Source organism: Pelagibacterium sp. (genome assembly GCF_048264985.1).
In the GTDB taxonomy this organism is placed as follows: Bacteria; Pseudomonadota; Alphaproteobacteria; order Rhizobiales; family Devosiaceae; genus Pelagibacterium.
The window spans coordinates 1,379,738-1,398,198 of sequence record NZ_JBLXCL010000001.1; the positions used below are offsets into that span (position 1 = coordinate 1,379,738).

The following is an 18,461-nucleotide window of genomic DNA, read 5'->3' on the forward strand; positions in this document are numbered from 1 at the left end:
CCGCTAATCCGTTTCAAAGCCCCCAAGCCAAGAAAAGCCGTCTCCAGGGCGGCAGGGAGATAGACTGCCCATGACGTTCTCAATTCTTGCCCATGACCGCAAAAGCGGTGCGTTCGGCGTTGCGACAGCCACAGGCGGCCCTGCCGTCGGTTCGCTCGTGCCCCATGCACGGGCCGGAATGGGCGCGCTTGCGACGCAAGGGTACACAAACCCGCTTTACGCATTCGACGGACTGGCCGCACTCGAGGCCGGGCAGGGTGCCGAGGCCATTGTTTATGCGCTGACCACTGCCGATCCCGACCGTGAACGGCGCCAATTCATTGTGCTCGATCGTACCGGTCACGCTGCGGGCTGGTGCGGTTCGGGGCTGACAGATGCTGTGGGTATGCACCTGGAGACAGATCTTGCCGTGGCGGGAAATTTGCTGGCGAATGGCGATGTTGTTCCAGCCATGGTCGAGGCTTTCGAGCGGGCGAGCGGGCCGCTGGAATCACGTCTGCTGGCTGCCTTGACGGCCGGTGATGTAGCCGGCGGCGACGCGCGGGGTATTCAGTCTGCAGCGATCAAAATCTATGTCGATCAGCCCTATCCGGCGATAGATGTGCGCGTCGACTATGCGCGCAATCCTCTCGATGACCTGTCCACATTGATTGAGAAAGTTCGGTCCGGCGAGTACGCCGAGTTCTATGCCGGACTGCCAAGGCGTTAAATCCTATTGCCTCCGCCGACGTCGATCGCTATGACTGACTGTGCTGACGGTTCCGCCAAGTAGAGTGCGGATGAAAAGGGAATACCGGTGCGGATTACCCATAAGGGGCCAATTCCGGAGCTGCCCTCGCAACTGTAAGCGGCGAATTGCGATGCCAGACCACTGACGCGAGTCGGGAAGGGGCATTGCAGGTCTTTGAAACAAAAGACTATGCCGCGAGTCAGGAGACCTGCCGCCTGCAACAGACCAACAAGCCGGACGAGGTGTGCCGGCAGGGGGCAGGAATGGATCTTTACGCAGCACTAAAGCTGACACGAAGCCGACCGCCTTCTCGCAAGAGAAGGTGGGGCGATGACGTCTGAAACACCGGCGCCAGACGCCATACTCTTTCTCATTTCGCAGCCCTATCTGAAGGGTAAGCGCCTCAAGGCATTGCAGGCGTCGCTAACGCGGGCATGTCCAGTGCCTTGCGCCGTTGTGCGGATGGAGGGTCGGGAGCCGGGGCCGATGACTGCGCTGGATGCGCTGGTCGGCGAAGGCGCGCGCACTATCGTGGTTCAGCCGGTCGGAATTCCGTTTTCCGACAGCCTATTTGCCTGGTTGCCAGGGGCGCTTGCCCATTGGCAGCGTGAGCGCGGCTTTGACGGCAACCTGGCCCTGGCCGCCGACCAGATCGACGATGAGGCCGTGCTTGCGGCACTCGCTCAATCGAGCATCGATCGCGCTGCGGAGGCAAAACCGGTCACGCCGGAAGCCGGATCTATCGACGGCGCCGGATGGGACGAGGTGCCCGCGCATCGCCACCATCTACTGGTCTGCAATGGTCCGCGCTGCAATTTCCGCGAAGCCGGACCGCTCAGGACCGTTCTTGCAGAGGAACTCACGCGCCAAGGTGTGGCGCGAGAGTGTCTGGTTGCCACGACCGGATGCCTTTTCCCCTGCAACAACGGCCCTGTCGTGGCCCATTATCCGGCTGGACGTTGGTATCGCCTGCGGGACCGCAACGACGTTGCCCGCTTTGTCTCGACCGTCCTCAAGGATGGCGAAACACTCTCCCAATTCGTGATCCATGAGGTATCGCAATGACTTTGCCACGCTTGACGGTTGCCGTCGCCGCTTCCCTATTTGCCAGTTCCGCTTTCGCACAATCGATCGACAGTTGCGGCGAGGTGGCGTTCAGCTACGACAGCCCGCCAACGCGCGCCATATCGGTGTTTCAACAGGCGACAGAATACATGCTGGCGCTGGGGCTTGAGGACCACCTGATCGCGACCGCCTATCTTGAAGACGAGATTCCGGAGCAGTGGCGGGCTGCCTATGATGGTATCGAAACCCATTACGAGGAAGTGCCGGCTCGCGAAGTGGTGTTGGCCTCCAATGCTGATTTTCTGCTGTCCGGTTTTGTATCGGCATTTCGCGATGAGCAGTTGGGAACACAGCAAGAGTGGCACGACATGGGGGTTGGCACCTATCTGGTGAACGCCGAGTGCCGCACGATCTACGATGGCACCGAGCCGATGACGACCGAACCCATTTTTGTCGATATTGAGCGCCTTGGTAGCCTGTTTGCAGTCGAAGATCGTGCCGAGGCCGTAAGCGCGGAGTTGCGCGAGCGACTGGACGCAGCGCTCCAGACCAACGCAGGTGATGGCCTGACGGCCTTTCTCTACGATTCAGGAACGGACGCACCCTATTCGGCAGGCTGTTGCGGTTCGCCTGCTCTGCTGTTGTCCAGCGTGGGTTTGACCAACATTTCGGGCGACGTAGAAGGGCGCTGGGCTGACCTTGCGTGGGAAGCGGTCGTGACCGCCGATCCCGACGTTATTGTGGTCAACGACGCCGGGTGGTCCACCGCACAGGAAAAGATCGACTACATGGAAGCTGACCCCGTTTTGTCTCAACTCCGTGCCGTGAAGGCGCAGAGCTACGTCATCGTGCCGTTTTCCGAAACGATCCTTGGCATGCGGTTCGTCGATGGCGTCGATAGGCTTTCGGCTGGTCTTGAAGCATTGGCGCTGGAGCACTAGCGCGCACTTGGCAATCACCCTGGTGCCGGAGGTGTCCGGCGCCAACTCCAACTGCAGTGTTGTTTTCTCGGCACAGCCACAGACTATGAAATTGATTTCAATGACCGATTTTCCCAAACTTGCCCGGTTATGCTTATGAGACATACCAATTATGGTGTCATGCTTGGGCTGGCCATTGCGGCGCTGGCTCTTGCCATGATCGCCGGCGCCTTCTGGGGTACTGCAGATTTGCCGTGGGACGAGCGGATCCGGGCGTTGCTGCGGCTGCCTGATGCGCAACCCAATCTGCAACTGATTATCTGGGAGTGGCGGCTGCCGCGGGTTATCATGGTGGCGCTTGTCGGCGGTGGCCTGGCGCTGTCGGGCGTTATCATGCAAGGGCTGCTGCGCAATCCTCTTGCCGATCCCTATCTTCTTGGATTGTCGTCAGGCGCCTCGGCTGCGGCGACAGCGGCGATCGTCTGGATGCCGGCCGCATTCGTCGCCAGTTTCGGGCTGGAGCTTCTGGCATTTCTGGGGGCCATGCTTGCGTTCATACTGACGTTGGGACTGGCCTTTCAGCCCGGCCGAGGCATGGATAAGCTTGTGCTTATATTGGCAGGGGTTGCCATTTCTTTGTTCTTCCAATCGATCTCGGCCTTTTTTCTGCATCTGGCCGATCCCCATGTGACCCGCAATGCGCTGGCATTTTTGATGGGATCGGCTGCCGGAGCGCGCTGGGGCGATATTCCCCCACTGGCCATTGTGCTGCCGCTTGGGTTCATCGTCACTTTTGCCTGCGCCAAGATGCTGGACGCCGTGCTTTTGGGTGACGAGCGGGCAGTGGCGCTTGGCGTGCCGCTTCCGGTGATGCGCTTCGGGCTTTTGTCGCTTGCTGCCCTTCTGACCGGGCTAGCCGTCGCGGGGGCAGGAATTATCGGCTTTGTGGGCCTGATTGTGCCCCACATGGCGCGACTGATGGTTGGAGCATCCCACAAAAGGCTGATCCCACTCGCCGTGGTGCTCGGAATGATTGTGCTGGTTGTGGTCGATCTGTTGTGCCGCATTGTACTGGCTCCTGAAGAGCTGCCGCTTAGTGTCCTGCTGGCGCTGTTTGCGGCGCCGCCCTTCGTTTTCATTCTCAGGAGGGTACGCCGTGGACTGTGAGCCCATTCTCACCCTCGATGCCATTTCGCTCAGCAAGGGCGAGGCGCGGTTGCTCGAAGATGTGTCGTTTGCCCTGGAGCGGGGCCGCTTCCACGCCTTGCTCGGTCCGAATGGCGCCGGTAAATCGAGCCTGATGCGCGTGCTCTATCGCGCTGAATCGGGCAATGCCGGCGCTGTGCTGCTCGAGGGCAAGCCGCTCAAGGACTGGCCGCGAAAAGTGTATGCGGCGCGGGTTGGCGCGCTCGTTCAGGAGGCAGTGTCGTTGGCCGGGCTTTCGCTGCATGAGGTGGTGGCGCTTGGGCTGCTACCGCTTGCTTTGAGCAGGGAGCAGGCCGATGCGCGCTGTGATGAGGCGCTACGGCTCGTCGGGCTAGCCGAACGATCAGGAGAAGATGCTGCGCATCTTTCGGGGGGTGAGCAGCAGCGGTTGTTTTTTGCCCAACTTTTGGCACTCGACCCGGAAATCTACATTCTCGATGAACCGCACAACCATCTCGACCTACACTATCAATATGTGCTGCTTGAAGCTGTCAAACGGCGCGGTCGGACCGTATTGGCGTCGTTTCACGATCTGACGCTAGCGACCCGGTTTTGCGATAGGGCCTTCCTGCTTGACCATGGTCGGCTCGCTGCCTCGGGCACGTTGCCCGAAGTGTTGACACCCGAGCGCCTGGCTGAAGTTTACAGGATCGATGCCCAGTTCATCGACGGTGCGATCAGAATCCGTGGCGCTATCACGGGGTAGGGCCGTTTTCCAATGCTTTGGCACATGCGCTACTGCTTGTGACGCTTGCGCTTGCAGTGCGCGTGTGGTTTGCATCAGCCAAACGTCAAAGGTCCGCACATGTCCGACTTCCTCGAGATTTCCCCCGAGATCAAATACGCACTTGCCGATGGCCAGCCCGTCGTGGCGCTCGAATCCACGATTATCACCCACGGCATGCCCTATCCCCAGAATGTGCAAACCGCGCTCGCTGTCGAGCAGGTGGTGCGCGATAATGGCGCCATTCCCGCCACCATCGCCATTATGGGCGGAAAGTGTCATGTCGGCGTCGCCGGAGATGCGCTAGAGGCGTTGGCCAAGACCGGACTTGAGGCCGCAAAAGCGTCGCGGCGCGATTTGGCTGCCATCCTCGTCAAAGGGCTGACGGCGGGAACCACGGTGGCCACAACCATGCAGATCGCTGCCATGGCTGGCATCAAGGTGTTTGCGACTGGCGGCATTGGGGGCGTGCATCGCGGCGCTGAATCCACATTCGATATTTCCGCCGATTTAACAGAACTGTCCCAAACGCCGGTCGCTGTCGTTTGCGCTGGCGCGAAGTCGATTCTCGACATTCCGAAAACCCTCGAAGTGCTTGAATCCAATGGCGTTCCGGTTATCGGATTTGGCACCGATGCGTTCCCCGCCTTCTTTGCGCGCGAAAGCGGATATGGCGTCGATTACCGACTGGACACGCCCGAGGACGTGGCGGCACTGATAGCGACGCAGGCGGCGCTCAACATGCCGGGTGGTGTTCTGGTGGCCAATCCTATCCCCGAAGCCGATGCACTCGATGCCGACGAGATCGACACTCGCATTGCCGATGCGATTGCCGACGCCGAGCGGCAGGGTGTGACGCGAAAGGATCTGACGCCGTACCTGCTCAATCGGATATTTGAGCTCACCGATGGCAAATCGCTGGTCGCCAACATTGCGTTGGTCAAGAACAACGCAGCAGTGGCGGCCCGGATTGCCGCTGCGCTAACCAAGCGCAACTGACAGTGGCCGGTCGTATCCTCGTTGTCGGCGACGTCATGACCGATATCGCTGTCATGCCCCAGGGCCCGATCGCCCATAGTACCGATACGCCGGCGACCATTCGACAGATGCCGGGCGGCTCCGGCGCCAATCAGGCCGTTTGGCTGGCGGCGATGGGGATAGACGCGCATTTTGCTGCGCGGGTCGGGGCAAACGATGTGGTGCGGCTCGGACGGCATTTTGACGGACAGGGCGTCGCGGCCCATCTGGGGGGTGATGAAATCAACCCCACGGGCACGCTGATCTGCCTTGTTGACGCCGATGGTGAACGCAGCTTCCTGACCGACCGGGGCGCCAACGCCCACCTTGGGGAAACCGACTTGCCTTTCGAATTGCTCGACGGCATGGATCGGCTTCACATCTCGGGATATGCGCTGTTCGAGCCAAGACCGCGTGCTGCGGTCATGGCGCTTGCCGACCGCGCCAATGCAAGAAACATCCCCGTCAGCGTCGATCCGGCCTCCACCGGTTTTCTTGCGGCCGTCGGCCAGGACAATTTTCTTGGCTGGGCGCGTCACGCCGAGATCATTTTTCCCAACGCCGATGAGGCCGAACTGCTGACCGGAAAATCAGCCGCGGAAGACCAGGTTTCTGCATTGCTGGAATTGTTTCCACGCGTGGTGCTCAAGCGCGGCAAGCTGGGTGCTGTTTATGGGGCGAGGAACGGGCAGGCGCGGGCCTTGCCGGCGGACGCAGTGGACGTCGTTGATACGACGGGAGCTGGAGATGCCTTCCTGGCAGGCTTTCTAGCGGCCGAAATGCGTGGTGAGGCGCCCGATCTGGCCCTGGCGGCGGCTATAGCTGCAGGTGCACGTGCGGTCTCACGGTTGGGAGCACAGCCGCTGACGCTTTGACGGCTCAGTGTTTCTTTAGGTTTTCGCAGGCCGGTCGCCAACATTTACTGTTGCAATTGCAATTGGTGTCGGCTTTGCTGAGCAGCAAGGACCATTCTGCTTCGACTATGAATGGCTTTTACATTGAATTCCGTAGCAGCTGGTCCGCAACGGGAGGAAATTTATGGATTCCATCATTCGTAACTGTGCGCCGTCCGCGGTGCTGGCCGCCGTCGGACTTGTTCTGTCACTTTCGGCGCCGGGGTATGCCCAGGACGAGGGGACTCCCGGCCCTGTGCATTATTCATCCGAACAGGCCGATCGCGGCGAGGACAGGTTCGAGCGCGATTGCGAAGACTGTCACGGAGACGACCTGCGGGGTGGGCTGATCGGTGGGCCGCCATTACGCGGCGCAGCATTCGAGCAAAAATTTGCCAATGGTGCCCCGGCGTCTGCAATGTTTGTATTCATGAGCAGCCTGATGCCGCCTAACGCGCCCGGCCGTTACTCCCCTGAAGTCTATGCCGATTTGATGGCCTATATCCTGCAAGAGAACGGGTTTCCGGCAGGTGAGCCGCTGCCTTCGGATATGGCGGCTCTGAACAATCTCATTGTCGAGAAATAGAGTTGGCAAGCGCCGGCGATTATTCAGCCGGCGTCGCCACAAAATCATAATCATCGATGATAGCGCCGATGGTGCCATCCGCCGTCAGCGCGGTAATCGCCTCGTCGATTGCCGTGCGCAGATAGGTCTGCTCGGCGAGCAATAAACCGCCAACGCCCAGACGGGTTGCGGGCAAGGGGGTGGGATCGATGATGCGCAGCGCGGCTATTTCAGGGTTTTCCCTTTGCTGCTGCCAAAGGCTTGGTGCCCAGACCAGCGCGGTTACCACAGTGCCGTTGAGCAGCGATTGCAGAGCGAGATCGTTGGTACCCATGGGAAAGATGGGCCAGCGATTGTCCGCCGGCAATGTCGTATTGTAGCTGAGCAATTGCAGGTGGGCCGACGTGCCCATCGTCACCCCGATAGGCCGGCCTGCAGGCATGTCTCCAAGCGCGAGAATGTCCGGGTCGCTCGTAACGAAAACGTACTGGGCATCGTAATAGGGCCGGGTAGGGATGACCCATTCGGGCAAACCTTCGGGGATCAGTTTGAAGCCCATTTGGACATCACAGTGTTCAAGCAGGGTCTGATAGACCTTGGTGATGTCCTCGCGGACCATATCGCTTTCGATGACATATTGCTGCGGTTCAAGCAGCAGCCCTGCAGCTATGGCATCGGCGATCGAAACGGCCACCTCCCAGTCAGGATCGCGTTCGTCGACGCAATAGCGCAAATGGGATTGATCGAGTGTACGACCAATATTCCACTGCCCGGGCGCAAAGGGCACGTCATAAAATTCGGGCTGCTGAGCCGGCGCGGCGCTCGAAAGGGCGGCGATCGCAGAGATCGCGATGAGAACCGGGAAGCGCAAAGCTGAAGGCAATTTTGACCTCACGAATTGAGGCGGGGCGGGCCTGAGAATTCAAGCCCGCCCCCCGCATTGTCGAAATGCCTGCCGATCAATCGGGAAGCGCGAACACGTAGAGTGTCGCTGGATTGTCCGGTGGCAGGCGGATGTCCGGGGTCAACGAAGCCAGTCGGCCCAGTCCTGACGCCCAATTGGCCACGACGGCCACGTACTGCTTGCCATCTGCCTCGTAGCTGATCGGGAACGATTCAAGCGAGTTGCTCAGCGAACCGCTGCTCCAGAGCACTTCGCCCGTTTCGTCATCCAGCGCGAGGAATTTGCGATCAAGGCTACCGACGAACACAACACCGCCGCCAGTCGGCAGGGTGGAGCTTGTGACCGGCGGGCGCTGACGATACTGCCAGGCTTCTGATTGATCGGTCATGTCAATGGCACGGACCTGCCCTATATTGCCATCGCCATCCGGATGCGGGACACGGGCGAATGTCGCCATGCCGCCGCCGGTGTATATTTCGCCCGGATCGAGCGGATTGGGCGTGGTGTTCGAGCAGAACTCGACAGTCGGTAAATACAGCATCTGCGTGCGCGGGCTGTATGCCGTTGCCTGCCATGCCCGCCCACCCGGATCTGCCGGACAGTTGAACGTGGTCTCGCCGATGCGTGGAATGGTTTCAGGATTTATTGTCTTTTCGCCGGTTTCCTCGTCAATGGAAGCGACGACGTTCTGGGGCACTGTTTCCTGCGCCCACAACCATTCGCCCGAAACCCTGTCGATGGCTTCGATGATGCCCAGCTTGCCGGTCGTGACCAGCATCTGCCGGTCGTCGCCATCGAACGGCAGGTCGATGAGCATGCGCTCATAGGCATAATCGAGGTCGAGGGAGTCGTTGGGCAGATACTGGTGATACCATTCAAGATTGCCTGTCTGAGGATCGATCGCCAGCGTCGAGTTCGTGTAGAGAGCGTCGTTTGTAACGCCGTCTTCAGAGCTTTCCGGTAGCAGTCCGCTGATTTCGGCAACCCAGGGGTAGGGTTGGCCAACGCCTGCAAAGATCAGGTTCTGCTCTGGATCGTACGATCCGCTGATCCAGGCTGAGCCGCCGTGACGGCTCTCGACGGGAAGCCCGTTCCAGCTGTTGCCTTCCGGGCTGTCGCCGCGCGCAATCGTGTTGACGCGCCACATTTCTTCACCGGTCTCGACGTCATGGCCGGTGATGAAACAACCGCCCGGCTGGCCGCCGCCACAACCGGTCATGCCTTGGACGACAACGCCGTTGGCCACGATCGGCCCGCTCGAAAAGCTGTAGCCATAGTCGGAGTTGGCTACCTGTTTGTCCCAGATCAGCTGACCGGTCTTTGCGTCGAGCGCGAGCAGATGGGCGTCGCGGGTGGCAATGATCAGCTTGTCTTCGTAGATGGCCTTGGAGCGCTGGCCGCTGGGATTTACGCCTTCGGGCAACTCGTATTCATATTCCCAGATCAGCTCGCCGGTTGCGCCGTCGAGGGCTTGGATGAGATGGGTGGAGTTTTGCAAATACAGGATGCCATCATGAACAAGCGGGGTTTCCTGTGAGCGCCCACCAGGCGACATGCCCCAGGCCCAGGCCAGCTGCAGATCCCCGACATTGTCGCGATTGATCTCTTCGAGGGGGCTGTAGCCCCAACCGTCATAGGTGCGCCGCCACATCAACCAATCGCCATCTGGCGGATCGATCAACATCTCGTCGGTAACCGGCGTGAGGTTGTCGATTGAATTGTCTTGGGCGATAGCGGCTTGTACCGCCAGCAGGGATGCCGACGATGCAGCGACCGCCAACAGTCCAAGTAATTTCCTAGTTCCCTTCATGATGGGCCTCCTCCAAAGCCAAGAATTACTAGCCGTCTCCTCTGCAATTATGGCTGGCGTATTAGCGTCAACTTACAAAGTTACTTGCTAGCACAAGTCCACCGTACGCCCTCTTCGCGCAGGGCGTCAACCAATGGTTAACTCTTGCCCTCCCGGGAGGCTTTGGTCCGGGCGGATCCGCCCAACTGTGGGAGCGGAACTGCCGACGATTGCAAGAGGTTGGAAAATTGCGTTTACTGCGCACGCGGCCCGAGCTGCCTCTTTTTAGTGTTGCGTTCGGCCGCTGATTTGCGAGTGCTTCGCATCGGTGAGGGGACAACGATGATACGCATACCGACATGTGCAATGGCGGCAATACTTGCGTGCGGGCTGGGCACTGGCCCGGCAAGCGCGCAGGACGTGATGGTGGTTTATGACGCTTCGGGCTCCATGTGGGGGCAGATCGACGGCGTCACCAAGATCGAGATAGCGCGGGACGTGCTGGGCGATCTGGTTAATCAATGGCCTGCCGAGACCAATCTGGGTCTTGTGGCTTATGGCCATCGCCGGGAGGGCGATTGCTCGGACATTGAAACTGTGCTTGCGCCACAGCCGATCTCTCCAGCAACATTCACCGATGCCGTTAACGCGATCAACCCACTGGGCCGTACGCCGTTATCCGCCGCAGTCGAACACGCCGCCGAAGAGCTGGTTTATCTCGAAAACCCGGCAACAGTGGTTCTGATCTCCGACGGTATTGAAAATTGCGAGGCAGACCCATGCGCGCTCGCAACCCATCTCGAAGAGCGCGGCATTGCGTTCACCACCCATGTCATCGGTTTTGACGTCGCTTCGGACGAATACGCTCAATTGTCGTGTATCGCCGAGAATACCGGGGGCGTTTTTGTGCCCGCATCCAATGCCAGCGAACTTGCCGATGCGCTGGCTGAGGTCAAGCAGGTGATCGAAACAGCGCCTGAGCCCCAGCCGGAGCCCGAAGCCGAGCTGCCTCCCGAGCCTGAACCGGAAATCGTGCAGGTCGATATCAAGGCGCCCTCCAGCGTTACGGTGGGGATGCGTTTTCCCGTGAGCTGGGCACCGACGCTCGATGCGAGCGACTATGTGACGATCGTTCCCGTCGGGGCCGACGAAGGCAGCTCCGGCAATTATCAGCGAGTTGCCGACGAAACCGAGCAGCAGCTTCGCGCGCCGGCCGAAACCGGTCTCTATGAAGTGCGCTACGTCGTTGACAGCACCGGGGAAACCGCAGGTGCGGCCCAGGTCGAAGTTGTCGATGCCAATGTCACAATTGCTGCGCCCGAAACCGTCACCACCGGCGCAAGATTTACCGTCGACTATACCGGCGCTGTCGATGGAAGCGACTACGTGACGATTGTGCCTGTTGGTGCCGATGAAGGCAGTTATGGCGATTACCGGCGAGTGGGCGATGCCGCCGACCAGGAACTGACGGCACCCGCTGAAACTGGTCTTTATGAAGTGCGATATGTGCTCGATGAAGGCGCGCGCACCTTAGCCAGCGCTCCAGTCGAAGTTGTCGAAGCGCAAGTGAGCGTTTCCGCACCCAAGACGGTAACTGTGGGCGCGCGCTTTACTGTCGGATATGACGGAGTGGCCAATGGAAGCGACTACGTCACGATTGTACCGGTTGGAGCTGACGAGGGCAGTTTCACAGACTACCGGCGCGTCGGCGATGCCGCTGAGCAGGACCTGACAGCACCTGCCGAGCCTGGCTTGTATGAAGTGCGCTATGTGCTTGACGAAGGTGGGCGCACACTTGCCTCGACGCCTGTCGAAGTGGTCGAGGGTCAGGCAACTATATCTGCCCCCGAAACCGTCACGATCGGTGCTCGTTTTACTGTGGACTACACTGGCGCCGTCAATGGCAGTGACTACGTCACAATCGTTGCTGCAGGGGCCGAGGAAGGTAGCTTTACAGATTACAGGCGCGTCGGTGATGCTACAGCCCAGGAGCTAACGGCTCCGGCCGAACCGGGCCTTTACGAAGTGCGTTACGTCCTCGATGAAGGCGGGCGAACCTTGGCGTCCACGCCAGTGGAAGTTGTGGCCGGCGACGTCAGCGTGTCGGCTCCAGGCGTCGTCATCGCAAATGCGCGCTTTACCGTAACCTACACCGGCGCAATCAACGTCAGCGACTATGTCACCATTGTTCGCGCCGGTGCCGACGAGGGCGATTTCGGTGATTACAGACGTGTCGGCGATGACACCGAGCAGGATCTTACAGCACCCGAAGATCCGGGCCTTTACGAGGTGCGCTATGTGCTCGATGAGGGCGCGCGCACTTTGGCATCCACGCCAGTCGAGGTGCTTGAAGAGGGAAGTGCCATCGACTTCGGCGCCGGCCTTGATGCGCCCTCTTCAGCGGCGCCCGGTGAGACGATACTCGTGAGCTGGACTGCCGATGTCGAAGGCGCGCGTATCGCCCTGGCACGCCCGGATCAGGCCGATTTCGCCTGGATCGAGGCGCAACCGGCCAACAGCGAAATGGCCACAAAGCTGCAATTGCCCGACGAACCCGGAACCTATGAAGTCCGGTTTCTCGATGTCGCAAACCAGAGCGTGATGGGTCGTTCACCGATCACCGTGGAATAAAGAAAAGGGCGGTGCCACGGCACCGCCCCTCAAAATCGCATTTTTTGCGAGCGCGTATCAGATCGTCTCGGTGAGCTCGGGGACCAGCTCGAACAGATCGCCCACCAGCCCGTAATCGGCCACTGCGAAAATCGGCGCTTCAGGATCCTTGTCGATCGCCACGATCACTTTGGAGTTCTTCATGCCCGCCAGATGCTGGATCGCGCCTGAAATGCCGACAGCGATATAGAGATCGGGCGCGACGACTTTTCCGGTCTGGCCCACCTGCCAGTCGTTTGGTGCATAGCCGGCGTCAACAGCGGCGCGCGACGCCCCCATTGCTGCGCCCAGCTTGTCGGCCAGAGGTTTGATGATTGCGTTGAATTTCTCTTCCGAGCCGAGCGCCCGACCGCCCGACACGACAATCCGGGCATTGGCCAGTTCCGGGCCTTCGTTGACCGCGGTGTCGCGAGAGACGAATTTGACTTTGGGAGCGGAGGGCGAGAAATCGACGGCCTCTATGCTGGCTGTACCACTGGTGCCAACGGCGTCGAATGCTGAGGCGCGCACCGTAATGACAATCTTATCGGCGCTGGCTTCGACTGTCTGGATTGCAGCACCAGCATAGACGGGCCGTTCGAAGCGTTTTTCAGACAGGACCGCAGTGATATCGGAGATCTGCATGACATCGAGTAGCGCCGCGACGCGGGGCGAAATGTTCTTGCCAGTTGTTGTGGCCGCTGAAACGATATGGCTGTAGCTCGCCGCCAGATGCACGATCAGCTCGGAAACCGGCTCGGCCAACTGGTGCGCAAACGCATCGCTGTCGGCCAGCAGCACTTTCGATATGCCATCGAGTTTGGCGGCAGCATCCGCGACGGCACCGCAGCCGGAACCGGCCACGAGCACATCGATGTCGCCACCGATCTTTTGAGCTGCGGCAACCGCCTTTGCAGTGGCAACGGCAAGGTTTGCATTATCGTGTTCGGCAACAATGAGAACGGTCATAGAACGCGCGCCTCCGTCTTGAGTTTTTCGACAAGTTCGGCGACCGAATTCACCATCGAGCCGGGCTTGCGATCTGCAGGTTTGGTGGTCGAAATCACACTCAAAGTCGGCGTGAGCGCTACGCCCAGACTTGCCGCATCGATCTCTTCAAGCGGCTTTTTCTTAGCCTTCATGACGTTGGGCAGGGAAGCGTAGCGGGGAGTGTTGAGGCGCAGATCGGTCGAGATCACTGCAGGCAGGTCAAGTTCGAGGGTTTCAAGTCCGCCATCGACCTCGCGCGTCACGCTGGCCGTGCCGTCGCCGATTTCGACCTTGGAGGCGAAGGTTGCCTGTGGCCAGCCGAACAGCGCAGAGAGCATCTGGGCCGTCTGATTGGAATCGTCATCGATTGCCTGTTTGCCCATGATGATCAGATCGGGGTTTTGCTGACCGGCAATTGCCTTGAGGATCTTGGCGACGGCAAGTGGCTCGATTGTCTCTTCGGTCTTGACCAGAATGGCGCTGTCGGCGCCCATGGCCAATGCCGTGCGGAGTGTGTCCTGAGCCTGGGCCGGGCCGATCGATACGGCCACGATTTCCGTCGCTATACCGGCTTCCTTGAGCTTGATCGCCTCTTCGACGGCGATCTCATCGAACGGGTTCATGCTCATCTTCTGGTTGGCGAGATCAACACCCGTGCCGTCCGATTTCACACGTACGGTGATGTTGGCGTCGAGCACACGCTTAACCGGGACTAGAATTTTCAAAGCCGTCTCCTCTTTAATAGTCTGTGCGGAATTGAGGCCGTTTCCCGCCTACCGCGCCATGCCCGCAGCAATCGGCAGCTTGGTCGTAAGCTTTATGCATTTCAGCGCGAAATGAGAGTTGATGGCCACTACGCCCGGCAAATGCAACAGCTTGCGTTTCAAAAGCCGCTCATATTCCTCAATAGAAGCCACCAGCGCACGCACCACATAGTCGGTCTCCCCACTCATGGAATAACATTCCACGACCTCGGGATAACCGGCCACGTCGCGCTCAAACGATTCAAGCGTTTCCTCATCGTGCTGCTTGAGTTTAATGTGGGCGAAGACTGTGATGTCGAGCCCCAGCTTGTGCTGGTCAAGGATCGAAACACGCTCCTTGATTACGCCATCCTTTTCGAGGCGCTTTAAGCGCCGCCAGAAGGGCGTATGGGACAAGCCCACTTTCTCGGCCATATCGGCGACAGAGAGAGACGAGTCATCCTGGACGACTGCCAGTATCTTGCGATCCATATCGTCCATGTCATCGTCTCCTCAATACGCATTGCATGATAGGATGAAATATCCAAACATTACGCGATAGTTGGAGAATGAAGTCAAGTTCTCCCCTTTGATTGGTAGTAATATTCGAAAATAGCCCACTGTTGCAATCGGGGAGGAGAGCAGCATGGACACAGTCGCACAACGCGATAAATCCAACCGCCCGTCACTGACGTTTTACGTACCCGAGCCGCCAGCGCGGCCGGGTGAGCCTGTAGATTTCTCCCACATCATAGTGCCGGAGGCGGGGGCGGTGCGTTGTCCCGATGTGGCCGAACCCGAACGCGACATGCGCGATCTGCCTTATGGTCTGATCCGCGTTCTCGACAATGCGGGGGTGGCCGTTGGGTCATGGGACCCGAGGCTCGATCCCGATACGCTTCGCGCCGGGCTTGCCGCAATGCTCAAGACGCGTCTGTTTGACGAACGTATGTTCCGGGCTCACCGGCAGGGCAAGACAAGCTTCTACATGAAATCGCTCGGCGAGGAGGCTGTTGGCGCTGCACAGGCGCTGGCTCTGGATGCGGGGGATATGAACTTCCCCACATATCGGATGCTCTCATGGCTGATGGCGCGGGACTATCCGCTGATCGATTTGTGCAACCAGATCTATTCCAACGAACGCGATCCGCTGCGCGGCCGCCAGCTCCCCATATTGTATTCTGCGCGTGAATACGGATTCTATTCGCTTTCAGGCAATGTCGGCTCCCGCTTCGGACATGCAGTGGGTTGGGCCATGGCTTCAGCTTTCAAGGCGGACGACAAGATTGCCGTCGGCCACGTTGGTGACGGCACGACGGCCGAGGGCGATTTCCACGAGGCCCTGACATTTGCTGCCGTCTATAAGGCCCCGGTTATCCTCTGCGTGGAAAACAACCAATGGGCGATCTCGTCATTTTCGGGCATTGCGGGAGCCGGGGAGACAACGTTTGCCGCCAAGGCCATTGCCTATGGCATTCCGGGTCTGCGGGTGGATGGCAATGATTTCCTTGCTGTCTATGCGGCAACCCAATGGGCAGCAGACCGCGCCCGCACCAATCATGGCCCGACGCTGATCGAGTTTTTCACTTACCGCGCTTCGGGCCATTCAACATCGGACGATCCGACCCGCTATCGGCCCGAAGACGAGGCAGCGCAGTGGCCCTTGGGCGATCCTCTGGAGCGTCTGAAAGCCCATTTGATCGGGCTTGGAGAATGGTCCGACGCGCAGCATGAAGCCCTGGTGGCGGACCTGGGCGCGGAGATCAAATCTGCGGTCAAGCAGGCCGAAGCCATTGGGACGCTGGGGCAGTCCAAGCCCAATCCGCGCGAAATGTTCGAGGACGTTTTTGCCCATCCCGATTGGCGCATCCGCGAACAGCGCAGAGAGGCAGGAGTGTAGTCATGCCTGCAATGAACATGATCCAGGCGCTCAATTCGGCGCTCGATGTCAAACTGGCGAGCGATCCCGATACGCTGGTGTTCGGGGAAGACGTCGGCTATTTCGGCGGCGTCTTCCGTGTGACTGAAGGGTTGCAGAAGAAACACGGGCTAAGCCGCTGTTTCGACTCCCCGATTTCTGAAGGCGGAATCGTGGCGACCGCTATTGGAATGGGCGCTTATGGCCTTCGGCCCATCGTTGAAATCCAGTTCGCCGATTACATTCTGCCCGCCTATGATCAGCTGGTCTCCGAAGCGGCGCGCCTGCGCTATCGCTCGAATGGCGAGTTCTGGTGTCCGATCACTGTCCGCTCGCCCTATGGCGGCGGCATTTTTGGCGGGCAGACCCATTCCCAGAGCCCAGAAGCCATCTTCGCCCATGTGACCGGATTGAAAACGGTCATCCCGTCCAACCCCTATGACGCCAAGGGTCTGTTGCTGGCGGCCATCGAAGAAGACGATCCGGTGATCTTCCTTGAACCCAAGCGGCTTTATAACGGTCCGTTCGACGGCCACCATGACAAACCATTGACGACCTGGGCAGAACACAAGTTCGGAGAGGTGCCCGCCGGTCATTATACTGTGCCGCTCGGCTCGGCTTCAGTGATGCGCGAGGGCAGAGACGTGACGGTGCTCGCCTATGGCACCATGGTCCATGTTTGCAATGCGGCAATCGCGGAGTCCGGCATCGACGCCGAACTGATCGATCTGCGATCGATCGTCCCGCTCGATATCGACACTATAGTAAAGTCAGTCAAGAAGACGGGCCGCTGCGTTATCGTTCACGAAGCCTCGCGGTTCGGCGGGTTTGGTGGCGAGCTGTCTGCCCTGCTTCAGGAGCGATGCTTCTATCATCTGCGCGCGCCTATCGAACGCGTCGCCGGCTGGGATACGCCATATCCGCACGCATTCGAGTGGGATTATTTCCCCGGCCCGGTCCGCGTAACAAAGGCGCTCAAACGGTGCGTGGAGGCGGTAGCATGAAGACCTACAGCTTCCGTCTACCCGATATCGGTGAAGGGGTTGCCGAGGCCGAAATCACCGCCTGGCATGTCAAGGTTGGCGATCGCGTCGAAGAGGATCAGACACTTGTCGACGTGATGACCGACAAGGCGACAATCGACATGACGTCGCCAGTTACGGGCACAGTCCTAAAACTCTGCGGCGCTGAGGGGGACAAGGCGCCTGTGGGGTCGGTGCTTGTGGAACTCGAGATCGAGGGCGAGGAGGGCGGCGCCGATACCTCCACTGCCACGCCATCCTCTTCCGATACATCTGCTGACGACCTGACAGCCGAGGCGACATCGGTCGCTGACACTCCAGCCACACCCATGCCCGACAGAGGCAAGGAACGGCGCACCGCCAGCGCTGGCGATACGGCTGCAACTTCCGACGGTACCAAATCCGTGGCGACTGCTGGGGAAGTGATCGACGATGACGGTGACGGCGAAAGCACATCGATCCTGATCGCGCCTGCAACACGCCGACGTGCGGAAGATTTGCGCATAGATCTGACCGATGTCACCGGAACCGGACCGGAAGGGCGTATAACGGACGCAGACCTCGACGCCCATCTCAAAGTGCTAACGCCCGAACCGGCTGCTCGTGAGCGCCACGGCGTGCATGAGAAAAAGATTATCGGGCTACGGCGCAAGATCGCCGAGCGTATGGAGGTGTCCGCGCGCTCCATTCCGCATTTCTCCTACGTTGAAGATTGCGACATGACTGCGCTAGAGGGCTTGCGGCGGGAAATCAATGCGTCACGTCACGGCGCACAGCCCAAGCTCACGCTCCTGCCGTTCTTTATGCGCGCACTGGCGCAATTGCTGCCTGAGTTTCCGCATATCAATGCCCACTACGATGCCGAGGCGGGCCTGCTGCGGCAGTTCGAGCCGATCCATATCGGTATTGCCACCCAAACCGCAGATGGCCTCATGGTGCCAGTGGTCCGGCACGTCGAAGCGCTTGATATCTGGGATTGTGCCAGGGAGATGAGCCGGGTGACCAATGCGGCACGTGAGGGCAGGGCTTCGCGCGACGAGCTGTCGGGATCGACAATTACGCTGACCAGCCTCGGCGCGCTCGGCGGAGTGGCAGCGACCCCCATCATCAATCATCCGGAAGTCGGGATCATCGGTCCCAACAAGTTGATGGGGCGACCCGTCTTCATCAACAACCAGGTGACTGTACGCACCATGATGAATTTGTCCTCGAGTTTCGATCACCGGATCGTCGATGGATATGACGCTGCAAAGTTCATCCAGCGCCTCAAGAGATTGCTGGAAAATCCTGCGCTGATTTTTATCGAAAAGCGATCATGGAGCTGAG

General features: G+C 59.5%; 17 protein-coding genes and 1 riboswitch. Of the genes, 12 read left to right on the plus strand and 5 right to left on the minus strand.

The window, feature by feature from the left end; translation table 11 throughout:
- Nucleotides 1-70 precede the first annotated feature (70 nt).
- From ACN0TA_RS06750 to ACN0TA_RS06785, 8 genes are all read left to right on the plus strand, one after another.
- Nucleotides 71-709 carry a DUF1028 domain-containing protein gene (locus tag ACN0TA_RS06750; RefSeq protein WP_417581082.1) on the plus strand — a complete coding sequence of 213 codons (639 nt, stop codon included), beginning with the start codon at nt 71-73 and terminating at the stop codon, nt 707-709.
- 30 nt (nt 710-739) lie between these two features.
- Nucleotides 740-961: riboswitch (cobalamin riboswitch) on the plus strand.
- A 99-nt stretch (nt 962-1,060) separates the two neighbouring features.
- On the plus strand, nt 1,061-1,795 hold the full coding sequence (locus ACN0TA_RS06755) for a (2Fe-2S) ferredoxin domain-containing protein (protein WP_417581084.1): 735 nt from the start codon (nt 1,061-1,063) through the stop codon (nt 1,793-1,795).
- Nucleotides 1,792-2,736, plus strand: coding sequence for an ABC transporter substrate-binding protein (locus ACN0TA_RS06760; RefSeq protein ID WP_417581086.1), 945 nt, complete (start codon nt 1,792-1,794; stop codon nt 2,734-2,736). The genes ACN0TA_RS06755 and ACN0TA_RS06760 overlap by 4 nt, the downstream gene beginning before the upstream one ends.
- Before the next feature lie 135 nt (nt 2,737-2,871).
- Complete coding sequence (locus tag ACN0TA_RS06765) at nt 2,872-3,882, plus strand: FecCD family ABC transporter permease (RefSeq protein ID WP_417581088.1); 1,011 nt, start codon at nt 2,872-2,874, stop codon at nt 3,880-3,882.
- Entirely contained in the window at nt 3,872-4,627 is a 756-nt protein-coding gene (locus tag ACN0TA_RS06770) for an ABC transporter ATP-binding protein (protein WP_417581090.1), read from the plus strand. Before ACN0TA_RS06765 ends, ACN0TA_RS06770 begins: the two co-directional genes overlap by 11 nt.
- A gap of 99 nt (nt 4,628-4,726) precedes the next feature.
- On the plus strand, nt 4,727-5,644 hold the full coding sequence (locus ACN0TA_RS06775) for a pseudouridine-5'-phosphate glycosidase (protein WP_417581092.1): 918 nt from the start codon (nt 4,727-4,729) through the stop codon (nt 5,642-5,644).
- Between the two features lie 2 nt (nt 5,645-5,646).
- Nucleotides 5,647-6,537 carry a carbohydrate kinase family protein gene (locus ACN0TA_RS06780; protein WP_417581094.1) on the plus strand — a complete coding sequence of 297 codons (891 nt, stop codon included), beginning with the start codon at nt 5,647-5,649 and terminating at the stop codon, nt 6,535-6,537.
- Between the two features lie 163 nt (nt 6,538-6,700).
- A complete protein-coding gene (locus ACN0TA_RS06785) occupies nt 6,701-7,141 on the plus strand; it encodes a c-type cytochrome (RefSeq protein WP_417581096.1) in 441 nt (146 codons plus the stop codon).
- A 19-nt stretch (nt 7,142-7,160) separates the two neighbouring features.
- On the opposite strand, the gene ACN0TA_RS06790 is transcribed toward ACN0TA_RS06785, so the two are convergent.
- Together ACN0TA_RS06790 and ACN0TA_RS06795 are read right to left on the minus strand one after the other, a co-directional pair.
- Nucleotides 7,161-8,003, minus strand: coding sequence for a substrate-binding periplasmic protein (locus ACN0TA_RS06790; protein ID WP_417581098.1), 843 nt, complete (start codon nt 8,001-8,003; stop codon nt 7,161-7,163).
- 76 nt (nt 8,004-8,079) lie between these two features.
- On the minus strand, nt 8,080-9,834 hold the full coding sequence (locus ACN0TA_RS06795) for a pyrroloquinoline quinone-dependent dehydrogenase (protein ID WP_417581100.1): 1,755 nt from the start codon (nt 9,832-9,834) through the stop codon (nt 8,080-8,082).
- A gap of 321 nt (nt 9,835-10,155) precedes the next feature.
- Here ACN0TA_RS06795 and ACN0TA_RS06800 point away from each other — a divergent pair, with 321 nt between their 5' ends.
- Nucleotides 10,156-12,444 (plus strand): VWA domain-containing protein, encoded by a 2,289-nt coding sequence (locus ACN0TA_RS06800; RefSeq protein ID WP_417581102.1) that lies wholly within the window; start codon nt 10,156-10,158, stop codon nt 12,442-12,444.
- A 57-nt stretch (nt 12,445-12,501) separates the two neighbouring features.
- On the opposite strand, the gene ACN0TA_RS06805 is transcribed toward ACN0TA_RS06800, so the two are convergent.
- From ACN0TA_RS06805 to ACN0TA_RS06815, 3 genes are read right to left on the minus strand one after another with little or no spacing between them, the layout of a single operon-like run.
- On the minus strand, nt 12,502-13,431 hold the full coding sequence (locus ACN0TA_RS06805) for an electron transfer flavoprotein subunit alpha/FixB family protein (RefSeq protein ID WP_417581104.1): 930 nt from the start codon (nt 13,429-13,431) through the stop codon (nt 12,502-12,504).
- Nucleotides 13,428-14,177: an electron transfer flavoprotein subunit beta/FixA family protein gene (locus tag ACN0TA_RS06810; protein ID WP_417581106.1), complete on the minus strand. Its 750-nt coding sequence runs from the start codon at nt 14,175-14,177 to the stop codon at nt 13,428-13,430. Before ACN0TA_RS06810 ends, ACN0TA_RS06805 begins: the two co-directional genes overlap by 4 nt.
- A 48-nt stretch (nt 14,178-14,225) precedes the next feature.
- Complete coding sequence (locus ACN0TA_RS06815) at nt 14,226-14,696, minus strand: Lrp/AsnC family transcriptional regulator (protein ID WP_417581108.1); 471 nt, start codon at nt 14,694-14,696, stop codon at nt 14,226-14,228.
- 145 nt (nt 14,697-14,841) lie between these two features.
- Between ACN0TA_RS06815 and ACN0TA_RS06820 the strand changes: the two genes are divergently transcribed.
- The 3 genes from ACN0TA_RS06820 to ACN0TA_RS06830 are packed head-to-tail and all read left to right on the plus strand — an operon-like array spanning nt 14,842 to nt 18,460.
- Nucleotides 14,842-16,095 carry a thiamine pyrophosphate-dependent enzyme gene (locus ACN0TA_RS06820; RefSeq protein WP_417581110.1) on the plus strand — a complete coding sequence of 418 codons (1,254 nt, stop codon included), beginning with the start codon at nt 14,842-14,844 and terminating at the stop codon, nt 16,093-16,095.
- A gap of 2 nt (nt 16,096-16,097) precedes the next feature.
- A complete protein-coding gene (locus tag ACN0TA_RS06825) occupies nt 16,098-17,117 on the plus strand; it encodes an alpha-ketoacid dehydrogenase subunit beta (protein ID WP_417581112.1) in 1,020 nt (339 codons plus the stop codon).
- On the plus strand, nt 17,114-18,460 hold the full coding sequence (locus ACN0TA_RS06830; protein ID WP_417581114.1) for a dihydrolipoamide acetyltransferase family protein: 1,347 nt from the start codon (nt 17,114-17,116) through the stop codon (nt 18,458-18,460). Before ACN0TA_RS06825 ends, ACN0TA_RS06830 begins: the two co-directional genes overlap by 4 nt.
- Nucleotide 18,461: the final 1 nt, after the last annotated feature.